Annotated in this window: 17 protein-coding genes, 1 tRNA gene and 3 pseudogenes; 14 read left to right on the top strand and 7 right to left on the bottom strand. The window is 50.2% G+C overall.

The genetic code is table 11. The features are described from left to right. Positions 1–519 precede the first annotated feature (519 nt). Both CKK19_RS00350 and CKK19_RS00345 read right to left on the bottom strand, forming a co-directional pair. A complete protein-coding gene (locus CKK19_RS00350) occupies positions 520–1,236 on the bottom strand; it encodes a response regulator transcription factor (RefSeq protein WP_023299489.1) in 717 nt (238 codons plus the stop codon). Positions 1,237–1,260: 24 nt separating this feature from the next. After that, complete coding sequence (locus CKK19_RS00345) at positions 1,261–1,923, bottom strand: EAL domain-containing protein (RefSeq protein ID WP_063853718.1); 663 nt, start codon at positions 1,921–1,923, stop codon at positions 1,261–1,263. 304 nt (positions 1,924–2,227) lie between these two features. Here CKK19_RS00345 and CKK19_RS00340 point away from each other — a divergent pair. Beyond that, a tRNA-Arg gene (locus tag CKK19_RS00340) sits at positions 2,228–2,304 on the top strand. Here the strand turns inward: CKK19_RS00340 and CKK19_RS00335 are convergent. Continuing rightward, a pseudogene (locus CKK19_RS00335) lies at positions 2,305–2,928 on the bottom strand (site-specific integrase); the annotation flags it as partial. A gap of 38 nt (positions 2,929–2,966) precedes the next feature. Between CKK19_RS00335 and CKK19_RS00330 the strand changes: the two are divergent. From CKK19_RS00330 to CKK19_RS00305, 6 genes are all read left to right on the top strand, one after another. Further along, the gene (locus tag CKK19_RS00330; RefSeq protein ID WP_225455014.1) at positions 2,967–3,761 is read left to right on the top strand and encodes a baseplate J/gp47 family protein; all 795 of its coding nucleotides are present in this window, start codon (positions 2,967–2,969) and stop codon (positions 3,759–3,761) included. 165 nt (positions 3,762–3,926) lie between these two features. Then, positions 3,927–4,565, top strand: a complete 639-nt coding sequence (locus CKK19_RS00325; RefSeq protein ID WP_063853748.1) for a DUF2612 domain-containing protein — start codon at positions 3,927–3,929, stop codon at positions 4,563–4,565. Positions 4,566–4,568: 3 nt separating this feature from the next. After that, a complete protein-coding gene (locus tag CKK19_RS00320) occupies positions 4,569–5,594 on the top strand; it encodes a hypothetical protein (protein ID WP_225455013.1) in 1,026 nt (341 codons plus the stop codon). Positions 5,595–5,674: 80 nt separating this feature from the next. Next, positions 5,675–5,977 carry a hypothetical protein gene (locus CKK19_RS00315; RefSeq protein WP_080472825.1) on the top strand — a complete coding sequence of 101 codons (303 nt, stop codon included), beginning with the start codon at positions 5,675–5,677 and terminating at the stop codon, positions 5,975–5,977. A gap of 2 nt (positions 5,978–5,979) precedes the next feature. Beyond that, positions 5,980–6,399, top strand: coding sequence for a tail fiber assembly protein (locus CKK19_RS00310; RefSeq protein WP_063853721.1), 420 nt, complete (start codon positions 5,980–5,982; stop codon positions 6,397–6,399). A gap of 11 nt (positions 6,400–6,410) precedes the next feature. After that, complete coding sequence (locus tag CKK19_RS00305) at positions 6,411–6,572, top strand: hypothetical protein (RefSeq protein WP_154819163.1); 162 nt, start codon at positions 6,411–6,413, stop codon at positions 6,570–6,572. Between the two features lie 44 nt (positions 6,573–6,616). On the opposite strand, the gene CKK19_RS00300 is transcribed toward CKK19_RS00305, so the two are convergent. Genes CKK19_RS00300 through CKK19_RS00290 form a run of 3 tightly spaced genes read right to left on the bottom strand, consistent with a single transcriptional unit; the run spans position 6,617 to position 9,378 of the window. After that, positions 6,617–8,083 (bottom strand): glucosyltransferase domain-containing protein, encoded by a 1,467-nt coding sequence (locus CKK19_RS00300; RefSeq protein WP_063853722.1) that lies wholly within the window; start codon positions 8,081–8,083, stop codon positions 6,617–6,619. A gap of 18 nt (positions 8,084–8,101) precedes the next feature. Next, complete coding sequence (locus CKK19_RS00295; RefSeq protein WP_063853723.1) at positions 8,102–9,019, bottom strand: glycosyltransferase family 2 protein; 918 nt, start codon at positions 9,017–9,019, stop codon at positions 8,102–8,104. After that, positions 9,016–9,378, bottom strand: a complete 363-nt coding sequence (locus CKK19_RS00290; protein ID WP_063853749.1) for a GtrA family protein — start codon at positions 9,376–9,378, stop codon at positions 9,016–9,018. Before CKK19_RS00290 ends, CKK19_RS00295 begins: the two co-directional genes overlap by 4 nt. Before the next feature lie 120 nt (positions 9,379–9,498). On the opposite strand from CKK19_RS00290, the pseudogene CKK19_RS00285 reads away from it, so the two are divergent. Then, a pseudogene (locus CKK19_RS00285) lies at positions 9,499–9,883 on the top strand (S24 family peptidase). A 352-nt stretch (positions 9,884–10,235) separates the two neighbouring features. Here CKK19_RS00285 and CKK19_RS00280 read toward each other — a convergent pair. Continuing rightward, the gene (locus CKK19_RS00280; RefSeq protein ID WP_022647314.1) at positions 10,236–10,526 is read right to left on the bottom strand and encodes a hypothetical protein; all 291 of its coding nucleotides are present in this window, start codon (positions 10,524–10,526) and stop codon (positions 10,236–10,238) included. A gap of 308 nt (positions 10,527–10,834) precedes the next feature. On the opposite strand from CKK19_RS00280, the gene CKK19_RS00275 reads away from it, so the two are divergent. The 6 genes and pseudogenes from CKK19_RS00275 to pheP all read left to right on the top strand — a co-directional run bounded on the left by CKK19_RS00275 (position 10,835) and on the right by pheP (position 18,389). After that, positions 10,835–11,263, top strand: coding sequence for a glycine zipper 2TM domain-containing protein (locus CKK19_RS00275; RefSeq protein ID WP_022647316.1), 429 nt, complete (start codon positions 10,835–10,837; stop codon positions 11,261–11,263). Positions 11,264–11,273: 10 nt separating this feature from the next. After that, the gene (locus CKK19_RS00270) at positions 11,274–11,993 is read left to right on the top strand and encodes a lipopolysaccharide core heptose(II) kinase RfaY (protein WP_063853724.1); all 720 of its coding nucleotides are present in this window, start codon (positions 11,274–11,276) and stop codon (positions 11,991–11,993) included. Positions 11,994–12,142: 149 nt separating this feature from the next. Then, positions 12,143–12,418 (top strand): DUF1471 family periplasmic protein YahO, encoded by a 276-nt coding sequence (gene yahO / locus CKK19_RS00265; RefSeq protein ID WP_022647318.1) that lies wholly within the window; start codon positions 12,143–12,145, stop codon positions 12,416–12,418. Between the two features lie 199 nt (positions 12,419–12,617). Continuing rightward, a pseudogene (locus tag CKK19_RS00260) lies at positions 12,618–14,800 on the top strand (TonB-dependent receptor). Between the two features lie 127 nt (positions 14,801–14,927). Beyond that, entirely contained in the window at positions 14,928–16,901 is a 1,974-nt protein-coding gene (locus tag CKK19_RS00255) for a PhoX family protein (protein WP_063853726.1), read from the top strand. Between the two features lie 102 nt (positions 16,902–17,003). After that, a complete protein-coding gene (pheP, locus tag CKK19_RS00250; RefSeq protein WP_023305623.1) occupies positions 17,004–18,389 on the top strand; it encodes a phenylalanine transporter in 1,386 nt (461 codons plus the stop codon). Positions 18,390–18,604: the final 215 nt, after the last annotated feature.

The following is an 18,604-nucleotide window of genomic DNA, read 5'->3' as shown; positions in this document are numbered from 1 at the left end:
TATCTGAATCGCTAACTTTTTAAAATTAGCAAAAATGTCCTGATATTGCATTTACCACACAGTTTCATCTTTATGTAATAACAAAAAATAAACGATCTTACTGTATGTTGATCAAATGTTAACAATACGCAGGTCGTGACAAAGTGTTTTCCGCCTGTCCGCTACCTCTGATGTCCGCTCTTTAGCGCGTCATCGCCTCATTTCTAACGCCTCAGGCCAGGAGGATGATCCCTTCGTCAAAACAGCACTATCTGCTGTTTTCTTCACCTCTCATCGCTTTTATTCACAGATAAATCGCTTGTTTTTACACCATTATCATCCTGTTAACGGAAACGTCAGAAACTTAACGCATGGATAAAATGACTCTCGTTTAGCGTACAGGCAGCATTTCGCATGGTTTAAGATGAAGAATTAGGAATAGTTATAAAATCGAAAGTTTTGTTAAAAAACACAAAAAATTAACATATATCCTAAGTATTTTCTTAAAGGTCTTTAGGAATTAAGGGGTTACTGAATACGTTAATACGTGAAATCTGAAAGGTTGTTGAGAAGATGTAGCAACTCATGACGATGATTCAGCCCAAGTTTCGCCAGGATGCAGCTGAGACGGTAAATAATGCGGCTATAGGGGCGGTTCTGTAACTGAGCAATCTGTCGCAGGGTGCTACCCTGCGATAGCGCCTGCAGGATCGGCCATTCATCACGTGAAAACCACTCTTTCCGGTGGCCGGCGGGTGACGGCGCTTCCAGCAAGGTTTGTTGCAAAGCCCGCGGCGTAAGTTGCCGTTCAATCACATGAAAAGGGCCAGCCGCTTTGCAAAACAGGCGTGTATCGTAATCATCGGCGCGGATGAGCAGGTAGGGTGTCAGGTAGGGGGCGAACAGGCTGTGGCGTCGTAATCGGTCCAGCAGGTCAATAAGCGGCGAGGCGCGGCTTTCTACATCTACCACCAGACGTGATGAAGGCCACTGATTCAGATCGCTGAGGGCGGCTTCCAGGGTGGAATAGTCACAGCAATTGCTCAGGGGAGAGTGCCCGCTCAGAAAACCGGAACGGAAAAAGTTATCCTGTGTGACCAGAACGATAAAGGGAGCATCGGTTTTGCGGGTCTGGTTGATTGACTGGCTCAAATATTCGAGACGATCAAAAAATGGGAGAGCAAAAGGCGAGTGCGTTGAACCCGGTGAATCACTTCCTGTCCGACGACGCCGGTAACGGCGTACTGTCATTCGCATAGCTTCCCTCTTGGCGATGACCGTTCAGTCCTCCTGCCATCTCCAGGATGGCCAATAATATCCCTGACCGAAGCGCGCGCCAGCCTGAAGCGCAAACTTACGGTCCGTTTCTGTTTCAATGCCTTCTATGAGTACATTTTCAGCAATTTTTGAACAAAGCGTGACCAGGTTTGCCAGCGCTGGCGTTGCACGTAAACGCCAGAAAGCGATCTTATCGATTTTTATTCCGCTTAACGGCATGCGGCAGGACAAAAACGCGCGCCCTGACGCTTCATCAATGTCATCCAACCAGATCCGATGTCCTTGCGCCGTCAACTGCTGAAGCGCACAACTCACCCTCAGACGTGCCGGGTCTGAGAGAGAAAAGAAGGAAGCAGGCTCCACGAGTTCAATGTTCAGCGGTGGGCTGTTAAGTTGCAGTAAACGCTGGAACATTTCCGGTATGGTCAGAAGGGTTATCGGCAAATTTATGAAAAGGTTGTCGCAGGGAAAGGGTTTTTTTAACGCAGCGATCTGTGCTTCCAGCAGCATAAGCGCCCGAGCAGCGGACCAGTCGTGAAAAAAGCCTTCGCTTTGTTGATGCGGTGACAGCACGCTGAGCACTTCAGCCCCTACCGTGCGCGAAGAGGAGAGGGCGACAATGGGTTCAAGCTTGATGCCTGTAATGTCGTGTGAGATGTGCTGCACGCACGAGGGGAAACCTGTCTGGTCTGACGCTGTCACTCCGTCGTCCTGTTCATTTCCAGCCTCCAGGCGGCCGGGATACCGCAGGACAGTGTGAAGGGGAAGTAAACAGGAAAACAGCAGGCGTTACTTAAAAGCGGCTAAGCCTTTTCGCAGCCCGTAAAAGAGGGATAAATGTTGAAAAAAACAGCCGTATTTACAATCAGCTAGTCATTAACGGCAGAGAAGGTGGAAAAGGCATTGACTCACTACGCATTGACCGTATAATTCCAGGCGTTTCACCACCGCGAAGTACACTCTTCTCCGTGCGCCCTTAGCTCAGTTGGATAGAGCAACGGCCTTCTAAGCCGTAGGTCGTAGGTTCGAATCCTACAGGGCGTGCCATTAAATATCATGCACATACGCTAGTCTCAAACTGGCCTGATTTTCTCCATGCGTCGTATTTGTGTCATGATTGCCAAAAATGGCATCAATTTTCCGTGCGTGTTCGCTTAAGTGTTTCGGTGCCAGGTGAGCATAACGACGGACCATTTCGATCGACTCCCAGCCTCCCATTTCTTGAAGAACTGACAGCGGCACGCCAGACTGAATTAACCAGCTCGCCCAGGTATGGCGGAGATCGTGAAAACGGAAATCCTCAATCCCCGCTTTTGCCAGGCCAATTCGCCAGGCGCCGTTATCGTCGACACGCATTTTACGCACTGCCGGTGTGACGGTTTTATCCGGTCGAGTCGATGGCTTCGTGTGAACGAATACCCATCTCGAACTTTTTCCAATCTGATCTCTTAACACCTTGCATGCGGTATCATTCAGAGCTACGCCGATAGCTTTGCCCGCCTTCGCGTTCTCCGGATTTACCCATGCAACTTTTCTCTGCATATCGACCTGCTGCCACTCCAGATCAATGATGTTGGAGCGGCGCAGGCCGGTTGCCAGAGCAAATATAACCACTGGCTTTATCGACTCCGGCATACACGCTATAAGCCTTTCAGCCTCATCCCGGGTCAACCGGGCGATTCCAGGATGGTATTGGCCGCATCTACTTTATGGATCGAATTTCAGCGCCGGGAACTGTTGTAACAGCTACGTGTATTGGGCAGGTTGGCACAACCATTCCTGCTGACAGCACGGCAATAGACACTAATGGTTATATTTATCAGTCTATTGATTCAGCAATAATCCCCGCGGGTGGCTCCATTGATGTTCAGTTTGTTAACACAACAACGGGGCCGATATCTTGTGCATCTGGCGCACTGAATCAGATTTATCGAGCAGTACCTGGCTGGGATGCGATCACAAACGCAAACCCTGGAGTAGTAGGCGTTGATGTTGAGTCTCGAATTGCATTTGAGACGCGCAGACAGCAACCAGTAGCAAGAAACAGCCGCAATCAGGATGCCTCTGTGTTATCCGCTGTTCTTGCAACCAATGGAGTGCTTGATGCTTATGTCTGGTCAAACCGGACTGCAGCAACCGTAAACAAAAGAGCGACTAGCTACCCTGTTGTTGCCCACTCTATTTTTATATCCGTATATGGCGGTACGGATGCGGATGTGGCCGAGGCCATATTCAGCACATATAACCCTGGCGCGAATCTTAACGGGACAACGCATTACACCGTTTACGATAATGTTAACTATCTCCCGCCATATCCTTCATACGATATGCAGTGGCTCAAGGCATCACCTACAAGGGTTTATTTTAATGTTCAAATTGATAGCTCCCTAAACCCTCCGAGTGACATCACTCAGCAAGTTAAGAACATGATTATGTCTGTTTTTAATGGTGAATATGAAGGAATAGGTAAAGCAAGAATAGGTGCAACTATCAATGCTGGTTAATATTACGCCCCCATCATATCAATAGACCCGAATACGGTTCTGCTTCTTCAGGTATCCCTGAATGGCACAACATTTCTGCCATCCGTAACCATGGGTATTGACCAGGTTCCAACGATACAGGCATCCGACATCACAGTTACATTGGTTTAATTGGGGGAGATTTACATGTGGCAGGACACGATCCTAACGCAGTATTCCGCCAGCCAAAAATTACTTTCAATTATTGATACATTCAATCAGGCGGTAAGCCTAGATGATTTCACTGATGAGTTTATAGAGAAAGTATGGGATTTGACAACGTGCGAAACCTTCGGACTGGACATGTGGGGAGCCATTGTAGGTGTAAGTCGATACGTAATCGCTCCAATAGACAATGAGTCTTTTGGGTTTTCTGAGGCAAATGATTATGACCCCGAATACCCAACCCCATTTAACGATGCACCATTTTTTGGCGGGATGCAGGAAACAACAAATATCAGGCTTGGTGATGATGCGTATCGAACTTTAATCATGTGCAAAGCCTTTACAAACATCAGTATCGCAACCACTCCAGACATCAATAAATTTCTCAAAATCATGTTTTACAAGCGAGGTCGTGCATATTGCATTAACTACAGAGACATGACCATGGGGATAACTTTTGAATTCGAGCTGGCACCATACGAAGAATCCATTCTGACTAATTATGAGGTTGCACCGGTACCAAGCGGGGTGCTTGTGAATATCAGGCAAGTGGTCAGCCCTTACTTTGGATTCTCCTCTGACTCATATCCATTTAATGATGGAACATTCTATAGAGATTAAATAATGAATCGTTCAGATGCACCCACGAAACAACCAACTCCTTTTGCTGTAAATGGTCCACGAGAGCCTATTCTGCCGACAACTCCGGCAGGAGATAATACGGCATCTTATGATTCAGGCTTCCCGCCAATTACCATGGCCCTTAAATCAGCAGGCGGCCTGCCTCCAAAGGGACAGGATATGAACCAAATCCTGTTTGAGCTATCAAGCCTCTCCAGATGGTTCAGCACCGGCGCTATCAACTCATATGACTCTGTATTCGCAACCTCTATTGGTGGCTACCCAAAAGGTTCAGTAGTCCTAGGTAGTGACGGACAGACCAGATATATCAGCACTACAAATAACAACCTCACCAACCCAAACACTGGCGGGGCTGGATGGACTAACCTCAGTACAGCATATCTTGCCAGAAGCAATCCATTTGGGGATATCAAGGCTGATGGCACAGTTACTACAGCTAAAACTAACTTAGGCATTCAGGCCTTCAATAGCTCTGGAGCAACAACCACCGTTTCTGCGCCAACATCTGGCGTATTCTTCTATGTTACTGACTCTGGTAACTGGGGTGTCCAGGATTCAGTTGGAAACCCGCTTCCATTGCCTATTGCAGGTGGCGGAACTGGGGCAAACACACTATTGGGTGCGCGGGTGAATTTGGGTGTATCTAGCTTCTCTTCTGACACATCCACAAGTTATGTATCAGCCCCAACCTCTGGTGTCGCATTTTACGTGTCAAACTCAGGAAACTGGGGGGTGCAGGATTCTGGTGGGAATCCATTGCCACTAACAATTCAAGGTGGCGGCACGGGCGCAAACACCCTGACAGGGGCGAGAGTAAACCTGGGCGTGTCACAATTTGGTGTTTCCGGTTCAGTGACAGCAATGTCTTCACCTGACTCTTCCCGGTCTGTGATTATTGATAACGCTGGAACATGGGGGCTCAGACAAGCGCTGGTACTGTTATCCCTCTTTCGATTGCTCGTGGTGGCACTGGTGCAACCGATGCGTCGACAGCAAGATCAAATTTAGGTCTTGGAACAGCAGCGACTAAAAACGTTGGCGTGGGGGCGGGCCAAATACCTGATATGAGCTCATTCCAGGTATCTGCTGTGACTAAAGGTTATGAAAAACTTCCGTCAGGACAGATACGTCAGTGGGGGACTATCAGCATTCCAGCGGCAAATGCGAGCACTGATTTTGCTCTGGATACGTTCGCCATTCCATTCCCTAATGGGGTTTTGAACTGCCGAGCATATGGCGTTCAAACAACCACTAACACTCCATGCTTTGCAACCGCTGAGGCCATCAGTACGACGCAGATTAGACTGAAAGCAATTGCAGTGGATTTGTCCAGCAAAACAATTACGCAGGGAATGGCCGTTACGGTCGCCTGGGAAGCCATCGGAGCATAAAAATGTCAGAATATATTTTCAGTGCAAAAAACAATGCATTTTATCCGGTAGATATGATGGATGATTATGTGGCAGCAGGCTCATGGCCGGACGATGGTGTGGATGTAACTAAAGAGATTTTCCTGGAATTCGCTGGAGTGCCACCGGCTGGGAAAGAGAGAGGTGTTGGTGAGGATGCCATGCCTGTATGGGTTGATATTCCACCAATTCCTAACTCAGTATTAAGGAAAATTGCCCTTGCTACATTAAGTAGTGCATATCAGGACGATATTGAAAAACTTAACAGAGCATGGCTTGCGGCCGCTGTAAATGATGGCGTCAATGAGACTGCAAAGAAAGATGTCGTTTTGGCTCAGATTAACACCCGTAAAACACAATATGCAAGCGACAGGGCAGCAATTATTGCCCAATATCCTGATTGACGGAGAATAAAATGTCGGATAAAGACAACGCACAAGCAATTGAAGGTCAGGCATCTACTGAGTCAACAGAAGTAAGATTCTGTCCTATATGCGGGACTCAAATGTATCAGGGTGAGAGATATGGATTTCTCTGCTGGATTTGCCCTGAACGTGATTTTGATGCACCAGTATAAATTTAAATCACCGGCAAAAACATGGCCCTTTCGGGCCATGCTTATCACGATCTGCAATTTGGTTTATCAAACGCAATCAGTATTCTGTTTTGATCGGAGTAAACTCTATACCTCTGATTAGACTCAATCTCTCGCATGGAGCAAGCTCTATTTAAATCGCTTTCTCCTGTGATTTCGTTCTTTATGTCATACATCTTAATGAGATGAGTTCCCCACCAACCTCCTGTGTAATAAAGAGGAATGAGCGGCTCCAGAGAAGGAAGCCTCTTGATGGCATTTAATCTCTGAATTGATGAGCCTTGCGTCCCAAATATTCTTACCTGTTTAATACCATCAGGATCGTCACTGGATACAATCTGAGCTAACTCACTTGATAGTTTGACATCATATTCTTTCTGATACTTAAGTGCATTCCCATATGCAAATGAGTAATAGTTTGTAAATAAAAACAACGGTGCTAAAAGTATTGCCAGGAACGTTTTTCTCTTAATATTCATTAGCGTCATCAAAATAACGTACATTATGATTCCGCAGAAGGATACTAAAACCCTGTGCACAAAGATAGGATTCTTTAACAAGCTTAGGTGAATAAATGATAGTAAATATATTGTTGCTGGGGATGTGATTATCACAAGGGAAACGATAAATCTGGATCCAGACCATGCGGCCTTTCTTGAGTAAACAGAATAAATCGAAAACAAAACGGCAAGAAAGGCAGCAGCATATACAACAATTGGCATTTCACCAATCGTTCTCATTAACTGATAATTCATTCCTCTTGATGTATCAATAACTGACTGGAGGCCTTCAAAATTGAGACCAATCATTTGAGAGTGTGTTTCGTTGTAATCCCCTTGTATGAAATGCTTGGCAATGATGCTGTACGCTAAATAGCCAATGAGCAATGACGCTGCCCTTAAGCACAAATCCTTCAGAAGGATACAATCTGTAGCATTGTTTCTACTATAAGCTATAGCGAGCTCAATCAGTGCCAGCGCACAAAAGAAGCCAATTGAAGCTTGGTAAAGGCTTAGCGATGCCGCAACGCACAGGACTCCTGCCACGATTTTTAAGTATAAATTTCTTATTCCGCAAAAAGGAAGCAGCAAGACCGCTACCGACAAAATCATTGGGAGGACATCAAACTTATAAGAAAGGTTCTCCAGCAGAAATGGGTTTGCTATTACAAAGAAGAAAAGCAAACCGGCCTTGAAAGGACCAATAAAGTTAATAGCTGTTTTATAGTACGCCAACGAGCAAACAACATATGCCCCACAAGCAATCAGCAAGGGTAGTGGAGAAATATCAACGATCTCTCCAGACGTCATATTAACCATTGCCATTACTGCATCTGCAAGGGGTCTTCCATTAAGACCCCAATTCTTATATCCATACTGCGATCTCAATATATCATCTATGTAAAGACGGTCAGCAAGGATGATAGGTGAAATGTACAGCAAAATCATAATAGACAGAGAGATTAGAAATATCTTCTCATCTTTTTTAAACATTTTTATATTCCTGCTCTATCAGTTTTTATTTTTCAAAACATAACGAGGTCTGTTTTTGACTTCCGTATATATCCTTCCAACATATTCCCCAAGCACTCCAATCCCAATCAACTGTATGCCGCCAAGGAACAGAACAGAAACAAGCAACGATGGATAGCCACGAACTGGGTTCCCAAAGGCAAGCGTGTTGATAATCATCCATGCGCCGTACAGGAAAGCCATTCCTGCTACTGCGAGACCAATATAGGTCCACATGCGAAGAGGGAAGGTGGAGAAGCTTGTGATACCCTCAAGAGCCAGGTTCCATAACTTCCAGCCATTGAATTTAGTATTGCCGGCCACGCGTTCCGCTCTGGCATATTTAACAACATCAGTCCTTCCGCCTACCCAGCTCAATACACCCTTCATAAAGAGGTTACGCTCTGGCATGAGCTTGATATTCTCTACCACTTCACGAGACATCAGACGGAAATCGCCAACGTTCTCTTCAATCTTAGGATTACTTATTTTGTTGTGCAGCTTATAGAACCATTCAGCGGTCTTACGCTTAAGCCTGCCATCAGAAGAACGGTCTGTGCGCTTAGCCAGAACCATGTCTGCACCGGCTTGCCATTTATTTATAAGATGAGGTATTACCTCAATAGGGTCCTGAAGGTCTACGTCAATAGGGATAATCGCGTCGCCGGTTGCATGGTCAAGTCCGGCGAATAGCGCAGGCTCTTTTCCGAAATTGCGAGTGAAGGAAAGCGACTTGACGAGAGGATCTGAAACAGCAATCGAATTTATGATCGCTTCCGTCGCGTCCTTACTTCCGTCATTGATGAATACTATTTCTACTTCGTATGGTTTAAGCTCTTCAAACTCTCTAACAGTTTTGTAAAAAATTGGTATCGCGTCCTCTTCATTGAAGACGGGAACGACCAGAGAAATCTTCATTTTTCTTCCCTAAAGACAATGTGTTTTGAATAAAAGAACCCGCAAATAAGACTTATCAGAGAGAATTCAACAAGGGTAATGATAGGTGAGATCTGATAATAGTCAGACAATTTACCCACCAGAACACTCATGAGACCCATGAAAGTGACAAACAGGAAATAACCTCTCACCTTGGGCTTTGATTTGAAGGTAAACGCGGCATTCGCAAAGAAAGAGAAGGTTACAGCGGTGGCGAAAGCTAGAAAGTTTGCAGCCGCCTGATTGACGGAAAACATGTAAACGCCTACCGCGAAGACAAACCAGTGAATTGCGGTGTTAAACACACCTACGGTTATGTACTTTGAGAATAACTTAAGCATATGAGTAATGTGGTCGTTTTGAAATTTAGCGGAGTTTACCACCTAAGACCAATCTGATCAGCACTTGATCAATTTCAAAAGCTGAAATACTGTATACATATACAGTAAATGGAGGTGTACATGGGGTTTCCAAGTCCAGCGGCAGATTATGAAGAGGCGCGTCTCTCTCTTGATGAGAGATTAATCCACAAACCCGCAGCCACGTACTACATGAAAGCGTCTGAGACTATCTACCGCTGCGGCATCATGAAAGAAGCGCTGCTGGCCATCGACTCGTCACTAAACCCCTGTGATGGCTCCTTGCTGGTTTGTGAGATAGGGGGGGGAGTTTAAGGTGAAGATATACCGGACATATCCTCAGCCACATCTAGAGAACGCGCTGAACGGACGAAAGGAAAAGTTACCTGGTCACTTTGAAGGTATAGAGAGCCCGGTGTTTGGGGTAATCACGTACATCATCAACGATGCGCGGACAGGTGAGTTTGATGACTGCCCGGTGATGTGAAGGAAACTACACAGCTATACCTTAAGGCATGGCTGTGTACTCTCTGTGTCAGAGTTGTGTCATGCATGGATGAATCAGACGGAAACGAGACTACAAGTAATGACACGTTATGACACAAACCCGGTGCGAGCGCGAAAAAACTAATGATATTACAGTGTGTTAAACAGTACTCTACGTTCTTCTAAGCCGTAGGTCGTAGGTTCGAATCCTACAGGGCGTGCCATTAACCCTCCGGCACTCAGCCGTTCCTGACCAGCCTGAATCTTGTTTTCATTACCTTTAATAACTGGCCTTCCAGGGTCATACGACACATTGACTTTTCCCCCAGCTTACTTGCCGGGGGAGAGCGCCATTAGTGCCCTGTAACGGCCGCGGCGGCGACCGGATGGTCAGCGTTAGCGACCACGGTTGCACGGGCGACGGGATGATAACTACCGTCTGTTGCGGCTGCGACGGCGACAGGGTGATCGGCAGATACCACCGCCGTGGTGCGGGCGACAGGATGGTTACCTTCACCGGTGGCCGCCGCAACGGCAACAGGATGATCGGCGGAGGCGACGGCAGTCGCACGGGCTACCGGATGATTTGCAAATGCAGAAAATGATGCCGCAGTGAAAGCCAGAGCGAGAATGACTTTTTTCATAATATAACTCCTGATGTTTTCCCTGTATGGACAGGGACCATTATTTTAATAACGATGATTGGTAATTATTGAGAATTGTGCAATGGATATTGCTTCGTCTGAATCAAATACTCTGACAAAGTATCTGGAAAACACGTTATTGATAATTGAAGTCAATATACCTTTCCAGTTTTAAATTGTTTATTTTTAAATTTATGGTCGTTTTGTGTAAAAATAAATTATTTGCCTGGTAAAGCATATTTAGCTAAAGGAGAGGATTTTTCGCCGGGCAGAATAGTGTCACCTTCAATGTATAAGAAAGGCTTAAAATGAAAAAATATTTACTCATCGCGTTGAGCTTTCTGGCTATCACCAGTCCGGCGAGTTACGCTGGCATCCGATCGCTGGTGGAGGATGGCACGGTTCTGCAGAGCCAAATTATTACGCATACCCGAGAAGGGTATCATCCGCTGCGTACCCTAACCGCGGGCACGATTGGTGGCGTAGTGGGTCACCAGTTCGGTAACGGCAAAGGGAAAACCGCCATGACGGTAGCCGGTGCAACAGCCGGGGCGGCGGCTTCTCATAACCGGCAGTCTAACGAATTGGCAGCACAGGAAGTGAAGTTACTTATCAAGACTCAATCCGGGCAGACTATTCAGGTGGTGCAGCACAATAATGGTTTGACATTTAACCCTGGCGACAAAGTTCGTATCATCACAACGGGTTCTAATACCACCGTGGAAAAATCATACTAAGCACATTATTATGATTACAAAAATGAAATACCGTGGTTTTCACGTCTGTTATAAAAATAACGATACACGATACCTGGAAATACTGGACGATATATTGTCCTGTAATGTAAAACGACTCAGCGTTCAGATGGTATTTAAAAGCCTTCCGCATACCCACGTCTCTTTACTGAATACCCCCTATGGACAGTTTGTATTAAAGATTTACTCCCCCAGGAAAAAAAGGATAGAAAAATTTTTCAAATCGTTTTTTACGCCCAACCCCAACGAAAATTTGATTGAGCGGATCGACTATGCTGGCAGGCAAGGTCATACCTTCCCGAATGATTTTTATCTCCTGGCTGAACGCCGGATTTTCAGATTCGCACAAATCTCGCTCATGTTGTTTGAGTATGTCCCCGGTCCGGAGTTACGCGTTCTTCCCGCGATCACGCCGGACATAAAGCGTGAAATCCGACACAGTATGCAGAAAATGCACAATCTGAAAATCATTTCCGGCGATGCGCACGGCGGGAACTTCATCCTGAGTGAAAAAGGAATAAGGATCATCGATCTGTCCGGGAAGCGTTGTAACGCGAAAAGGATTGTTGAAGACAACGTGACGGCCAGCCTGCGCATTGGTATTCCCATTGAATCCCACCGGCGTTGGGAAAAACGCCTGATCGCAAAAAAAATCAGACGACACCATAAAATCGTCCAGAGGAAGTATCTGGCGCGTTCAAATACCGCTTAAACCCTTTATTCATGCAGGACAACAGCCTGTTATAAAAGAATTTTCCCTGGTATATGACATTTTCGCCAATCCTCTACCATGCTCATTACACCTCACCGTTTCGCGTGGGGGCTTTTCGTAGTTGCTCATTAATCTTAAGGAAAAAGTTTATGAAAAAAACGACTGCTATTTTGTTGGGCACCGCGTTTCTGTTTACCACCAACGCCTTTGCGGCTGAAATGATGACAAAAAACGAATTCGAAAAAGTTGAGTCTCAGTACGAAAAAATCGGTACCGTGAGCACGGCTAACGAAGTCTCTGTCGACGATGCGAAAAAAGAGCTGGTCGAAAAGGCTGATAAAGAAGGTGCTGATGTGCTGGTGCTGACTTCCGGTAATACAAACAACAAAATTCACGGCACCGCCGATATTTACAAGAAAAAATAACGCTTTAGCAACCACCCCTTTCTGGGGTGGTTGTGCGCCGTACTTCTCCCCCACATCGTTTTTAACCTCTTCTCGCGCAGTGCTCCTCGTTGACGCTTGATTACGTATACATAATGCGTATAGTTCTCATTTGCATTTCATTTGATAAATACTAAGGCCCGACAACGGACCATTTTTGCGCGCACGTTAAGAGCTCATTATGAACAACACCACAATGCACAAAACGCTGCTGGCGATTGCCATCGGCGCGGTTACACACTCCGCCTTTGCGGCGGAAGAGAAAAAAGAGGACACCATCGTGGTCCAGTCCACGGCGGGGAGTGATTTCAAACCCGGCGGTGACCAACTGCTTCCGGCCTTCCTCGACGGCCAGGTGGCTAACGGCGGACGTATGGGGATGCTCGGGCAGCAGAACGCCATGGACGTGCCGTTCAACATCATTAGCTACACCTCGAAGCTGGTGGAAGATCAGCAGGCGAAAACCATTGCTGACGTGGTCGCTAACGACGCGGGCGTGCAGTTCGTTCAGGGGTACGGCAACAGCGCGGAAACCTTCCGTATCCGCGGCCTGAAGTTTGACGGCGACGATATGACCTTTGGCGGATTGTCTGGCGTACTGCCGCGTCAGGTGGTGGATGCCCAGATGGTTGACCGCATCGAGATCTTCAAAGGGGCCAATTCCCTGATGAACGGCGCGGCCAGCTCGGGCGTGGGCGGGATGATCAACCTTGAGCCAAAACACGCTGGCGACATCCCGCAGGTGAAAGTGGGCGTCGACTACACCTCGGATTCCCAGATTGGCACCACGCTGGATGCGGGGCGTCGCTTTGGCGATAACGACCAGTTCGGCGCGCGGGTGAACCTTGTGCATCGTGAAGGCGAAACCGGCGTGCCGAACGACCGCCGCCGCACCACGCTGCTCTCCACCGGTCTGGATTACAAAGGTGACCGTTTCCGCACCTCGCTGGACCTGGGCCATCAGAAAAAAACCTTCCACGGCAGCCCGACCAGCGTCAACATCTCGGCGGTGGACTTCGTGCCTGAACCACCGAAGAACGATCGCAACTTCTCGCAGAAGTGGGCCTACAGCGATATCGAAAACGAATTCGGCATGTGGCGCAGCGAGTACGACATCACCGATAGCTGGACGGCCTATACCGGCCTCGGCGCACAGCACGCGCACGAAGAGGGGATCTACAGCGCGCCGAAGCTGATGGATAAAAGCGGTAATGCGACGGTCAGCCGCCTTGATACCAACCGCATCAGCGATTCCGTCAGCGGCATGGCGGGCATTCGCGGTAACTTCATGACCGGCTTCGTCTCGCACAAGGTGAATGTCGGGTATTCTGCGATGACCAAAAACGAAAAAATCGCGTGGAAAATGTCTGCCGCGGCGGATAACCCGACCACCAACATCTACCACAACACTGGCGTTGCTATGCCGGACAGCAGCAACTTCAGCGGCTCAGGCGGCAAATACAGCGATCCGCTGACCAGCGGGCGCACCCGCCGCAGGGCTGGCTGTTGAGCGATACCCTGGGCGTGCTGGACGACAAACTGCTGTTTACCGCAGGCGCACGCCATCAGAAAGTGGTGATTCGCGGGTACAACAAAATTACCGGTGCGGAAAACGACGCGGACGGTTTTGACGGTAGCCGCTGGATGCCAACCTACGGCGTGGTCTATAAGCCGTGGGAGGAAATTTCCCTCTACGCCAACCACACCGAGGCGTTACAGCCCGGTGAAACCGCGCCTCGCTCAGCAAACAACTACGGCCAGAGCACCGGTATCGTGCACTCTAAGCAGAACGAAGTGGGTGTAAAGGCGGACTTTGGCCGCGTGGGCGGCTCCCTGGCACTGTTTGAGATCAAAATGCCGTCGGCGATCCTTGACGACAGCGGCCACTACGGCCTGGACGCTGAACAGCGTAACCGTGGCGTGGAGCTGAACGTTTTCGGCGAGCCAACGCTCGGGATGCGTCTGAACGCCAGCGCCACCTGGCTTCAGGCCGAGCTGACCAAAACTAAAAACGGCGTGAACCAGGGGAACGACGCGATCGGTATTCCGAGCTTCTACGCCGTGCTGGGGGCAGAATACGATATCAAGCCGATTGAGGGCCTGACGGCGACCGCGCGCGTTAACCACTCCGGCACGCAGTATGCTGACCTGGCGAACACCAAAAAGCTGGACAGCTACACCACGCTGGATCTGGGTATGCGCTATCGCTTCGCGGTGAACCACAATGAAAACCAGATGACCGTGCGCGCAGGCATCGACAACGTGACCAATGAGAACTACTGGTCAAGCGTGGATGATTCCGGTACTTACATCACTCAGGGCGAGCCGCGTACCTTTAAGGTCTCGGTTGGCTACGAGTTCTAAGCGTTCCACCTCGTTATCCGGGGCAGGGACGCCCCAATCCCTTCGTTGTCGTGTTATAAAATTGTAATAAAAGCTTCTTACACTGGTCGCCACATCCTTACCTCTTGGCCAATGACAGGAAGCCGCTATGGGCAGACCCCTCAAATCCGTATTTAAAAAAGAACATCGCGACGATATCAGTAACCGCAGCGCTAACCCGGTATTCTCCGAGGTGGCAGAGGTGTTCCTCTCCCGCCGCCGTTTTCTCCAGATGGGGGCCGTAGCGGGGGCAGCCGTATCATTCCCGTATCTGATCACACCCGAGAATGCGATCGCCGCGGTCTCAAAACCGTCCGCGCTGGCAAAAGCGGTTTCCCTGGGCTTTACCAGCATCGACGTCTCCACGGAAGATACGGTCAGGGTGCCGGAAGGTTATATTGCCCGCCCGTTCTATCGCTGGGGCGATCCGACAGGCATCAAAAACAACATGCCGGCGTTTAAACCGGACGCCAGCAATACCACAGACGAACAGGCCGTGCAGGCGGGCATGCACCACGACGGCATGGCGTGGTTTAGCCTGCCGCAGGGGGGGCAAAGCCCGGAGCATGGCCTGCTGGCGATGAACCATGAATACATCGACAACGGAATGCTGTTTACGGACGGTACGGCGAACTGGAGCCTCGACAAAGCCCGCAAGGGGCAGAACGCGATGGGCGTGTCGGTGGTGGAAGTGAAAAAAACGGGCAGCGGCTGGGAGGTGGTGCGTCCGTCTTCGTTCGCCCGCCGTATTACCGTCAATACGCCGATGCAGCTTACCGGCCCGGCGCGGCATCAGGACTTAATGAAAACCGCCGCCGATCCGCAGGGGGAACGCGTTCTGGGCACCATGCAGAACTGCGCCAACGGCCACACGCCGTGGGGGACCTATCTCACCTGCGAGGAGAACTGGTCGGACATATTTGTGAAAAAAGCCGATCTCAACCCGCTGGAAAAACGCTACGGCATTAGCGACAGCGATGAATCATACCGCTGGAACGAGGTGGATGAGCGGTTCAGCGTCGATAAAACCCCTAACGAACCCAACCGTTTCGGCTGGGTCGTGGAAATCGATCCCTACAACCCGACCTCCACCCCGCGCAAGCACACCGCGCTGGGCCGCTTCAAGCATGAGGGGGCAGCCGTCACGCTCGCCGCCGATAATCGCGTGGTGGTTTATATGGGTGACGACCAAAAGTTTGAGTACATCTATAAATTTGTTTCGGAAAAAAAATACGATCCCGCGAACCGCGAAGCCAATATGCAGCTGCTGACGTCCGGCACGCTGTACGTCGCCAGGTTCAACGAAAACGGCAGCGGCGACTGGCTGCCGCTTGTCTTCGGGCAAAATGGCCTGGATAAAAGCAACGGTTTTGCAAGCCAGGGCGATCTGCTGATTAAAACCCGTCAGGCGGCCGACGTGGTGGGGGCAACGAAGATGGATCGCCCCGAGTGGATAGCCGTCGATCCGCACGCCAGCGGCAGCGTCTACTGTACGCTCACCAACAACAGCGATCGCGGGAAAGAGGGCAAGGCACCGGTCGACGCCGCTAACCCGCGCGCCAACAACGTGTACGGGCATATTATGCACTGGCTCGAAGAGGGGGCCGATCCTGCCGCCTCACGCTTTAAGTGGGATATTCTGGTCATGGCCGGGCGCACCGACGGCGACGATCCGAAGGCCAAAGGCTCGATGCAGGGCGCGGAATTTGGCAGCCCGGACGGCCTGTCGTTTGACCACCAGGGCGTCCTGTGGATCCAGACCGATGTCTCCTCCAGCACCATCAATAAGAAAGCGTACGAGGGGATGGGCAATAACCAGATGGTGGCTACCATTCCAGGCACCAACGAGTATCGCCGATTCCTGACCGGGCCGCGCGGGTGCGAAATCACCGGCATTGCATTTACGCCAGACAACCGGACGCTGTTTATCAACATTCAGCATCCGGGGGAGGGCGGGGATGATATTACCGACCCGGCCAACCCTCGCGCTGTTTCCAGCTGGCCAGACGCGAGTCCGAACGGGCGTCCGCGATCGTCAACGGTGGTGATCGTCAAAGCAGACGGCGGGATCATCGGGTCGTGACGTTTATCCGCCGGGCGCATGCACTGGCCCGGCGTTAAGCTTGCTACCACCAGCATGAAGTGTTAAAACGTGCCCCTTCTAAAAAAGAGACAGGGGTAGGGCGTGAAAGACGCGTCATCCGCTTCAGGCCATGGTAGCGCTGAAGCTTCGTCGGATCAGAGTCCGACGCTGCAACGTGGTTTGCAAAATCGACATATTCAGTTAATTGCCCTTGGCGGCGCGATCGGTACCGGGCTGTTTCTCGGCATCGGCCCCGCCATTCAAATGGCTGGCCCGGCGGTTCTGCTGGGTTACGCTCTCGCAGGGATTATCGCCTTCCTGATCATGCGCCAGCTCGGCGAGATGGTTGTTGAAGAGCCGGTGTCCGGCTCCTTCGCGCATTTTGCCTATAAATACTGGGGTCCGTTCGCAGGCTTCCTCTCCGGCTGGAACTACTGGGTGATGTTTGTGCTGGTGGGCATGGCGGAGCTGACCGCCGCAGGCATCTATATGCAGTACTGGCTGCCGGATGTCCCGACGTGGATCTGGGCGGCGGCCTTCTTCATCATCATTAACGCCGTTAACCTTGTGAACGTGCGCCTGTATGGCGAGACCGAGTTCTGGTTTGCGCTGATCAAGGTGCTGGCGATTATCGGCATGATCGGCTTTGGCCTGTGGCTGCTGTTCTCCGGCCACGGCGGCGAGCGTGCATCGATCGACAACCTGTGGCAGCACGGCGGCTTCCTGGCGACTGGCTGGAAAGGGCTGATCCTCTCGCTGGCGGTCATTATGTTCTCCTTTGGCGGTCTGGAGCTGATTGGCATCACCGCTGCCGAAGCGCGCGATCCGCACAAAAGCATTCCGAAAGCGGTCAACCAGGTGGTGTACCGTATCCTGCTGTTCTATATCGGCTCGCTGGTGGTGCTGCTGGCGCTCTATCCGTGGGTGGAGGTAAAATCTGACAGCAGCCCGTTCGTGATGATCTTCCATGACCTGAACAGCAACGTGGTGGCTTCCGCGCTGAACTTCGTCATTCTGGTGGCGTCTTTGTCGGTGTACAACAGCGGGGTTTACTCCAACAGCCGCATGCTGTTTGGCCTCTCCGTACAGGGCAACGCGCCGAAGTTCCTTACCCGCGTCAGCCGTCGCGGCGTGCCGATCAATTCGCTGTTCCTTTCCGGCGCTATCACCTCGCTGGTGGTGCTGATCAACTATCTGCTGCCGAAAGAGGCGTTTGGCCTGCTGATGGCGCTGGTTGTCGCCACGCTGCTGCTGAACTGGATCATGATCTGCCTGGCGCACCTGCGCTTTCGCGCCGCGATGCGCCGCAAGGGGCGCGAGACGCAGTTCAAGGCGCTGCTCTATCCGGCGGGGAACTACATCTGTATCGCCTTCCTCGGCCTGATTCTGGTGCTGATGTGCACCATGGATGAGATGCGCCTGTCAGCGATGCTGCTGCCGGTGTGGGTGGTGTTCCTGTTTGTTGCCTTTAAACTCTCTCGAAGGTAAAAGCAAAACGGCAACCTGGTTGCCGTTTTTAGTGTTTGCCCCCTCTCCCTGTGGGAGAGGGCTGGGGTGAGGGCACCAGACCGCACCACACTGCCTGCCTTCACGCCCGGTGGCGCTGCGCTTACCGGGCCTACATGTTCGGGGACGTTATTTAGTAGGCCGGGTAAGGCGAAGCCGCCACCCGGCACCTCCGCTTCACCATTATCGTGACCCCT

Origin of the sequence: Enterobacter sp. CCUG 70166 (assembly GCF_020224095.1) — a bacterium.
Taxonomy (GTDB): Bacteria; Pseudomonadota; Gammaproteobacteria; order Enterobacterales; family Enterobacteriaceae; genus Enterobacter; species Enterobacter intestinihominis.
This window is presented reverse-complemented; position numbering and strand designations above follow the sequence as displayed.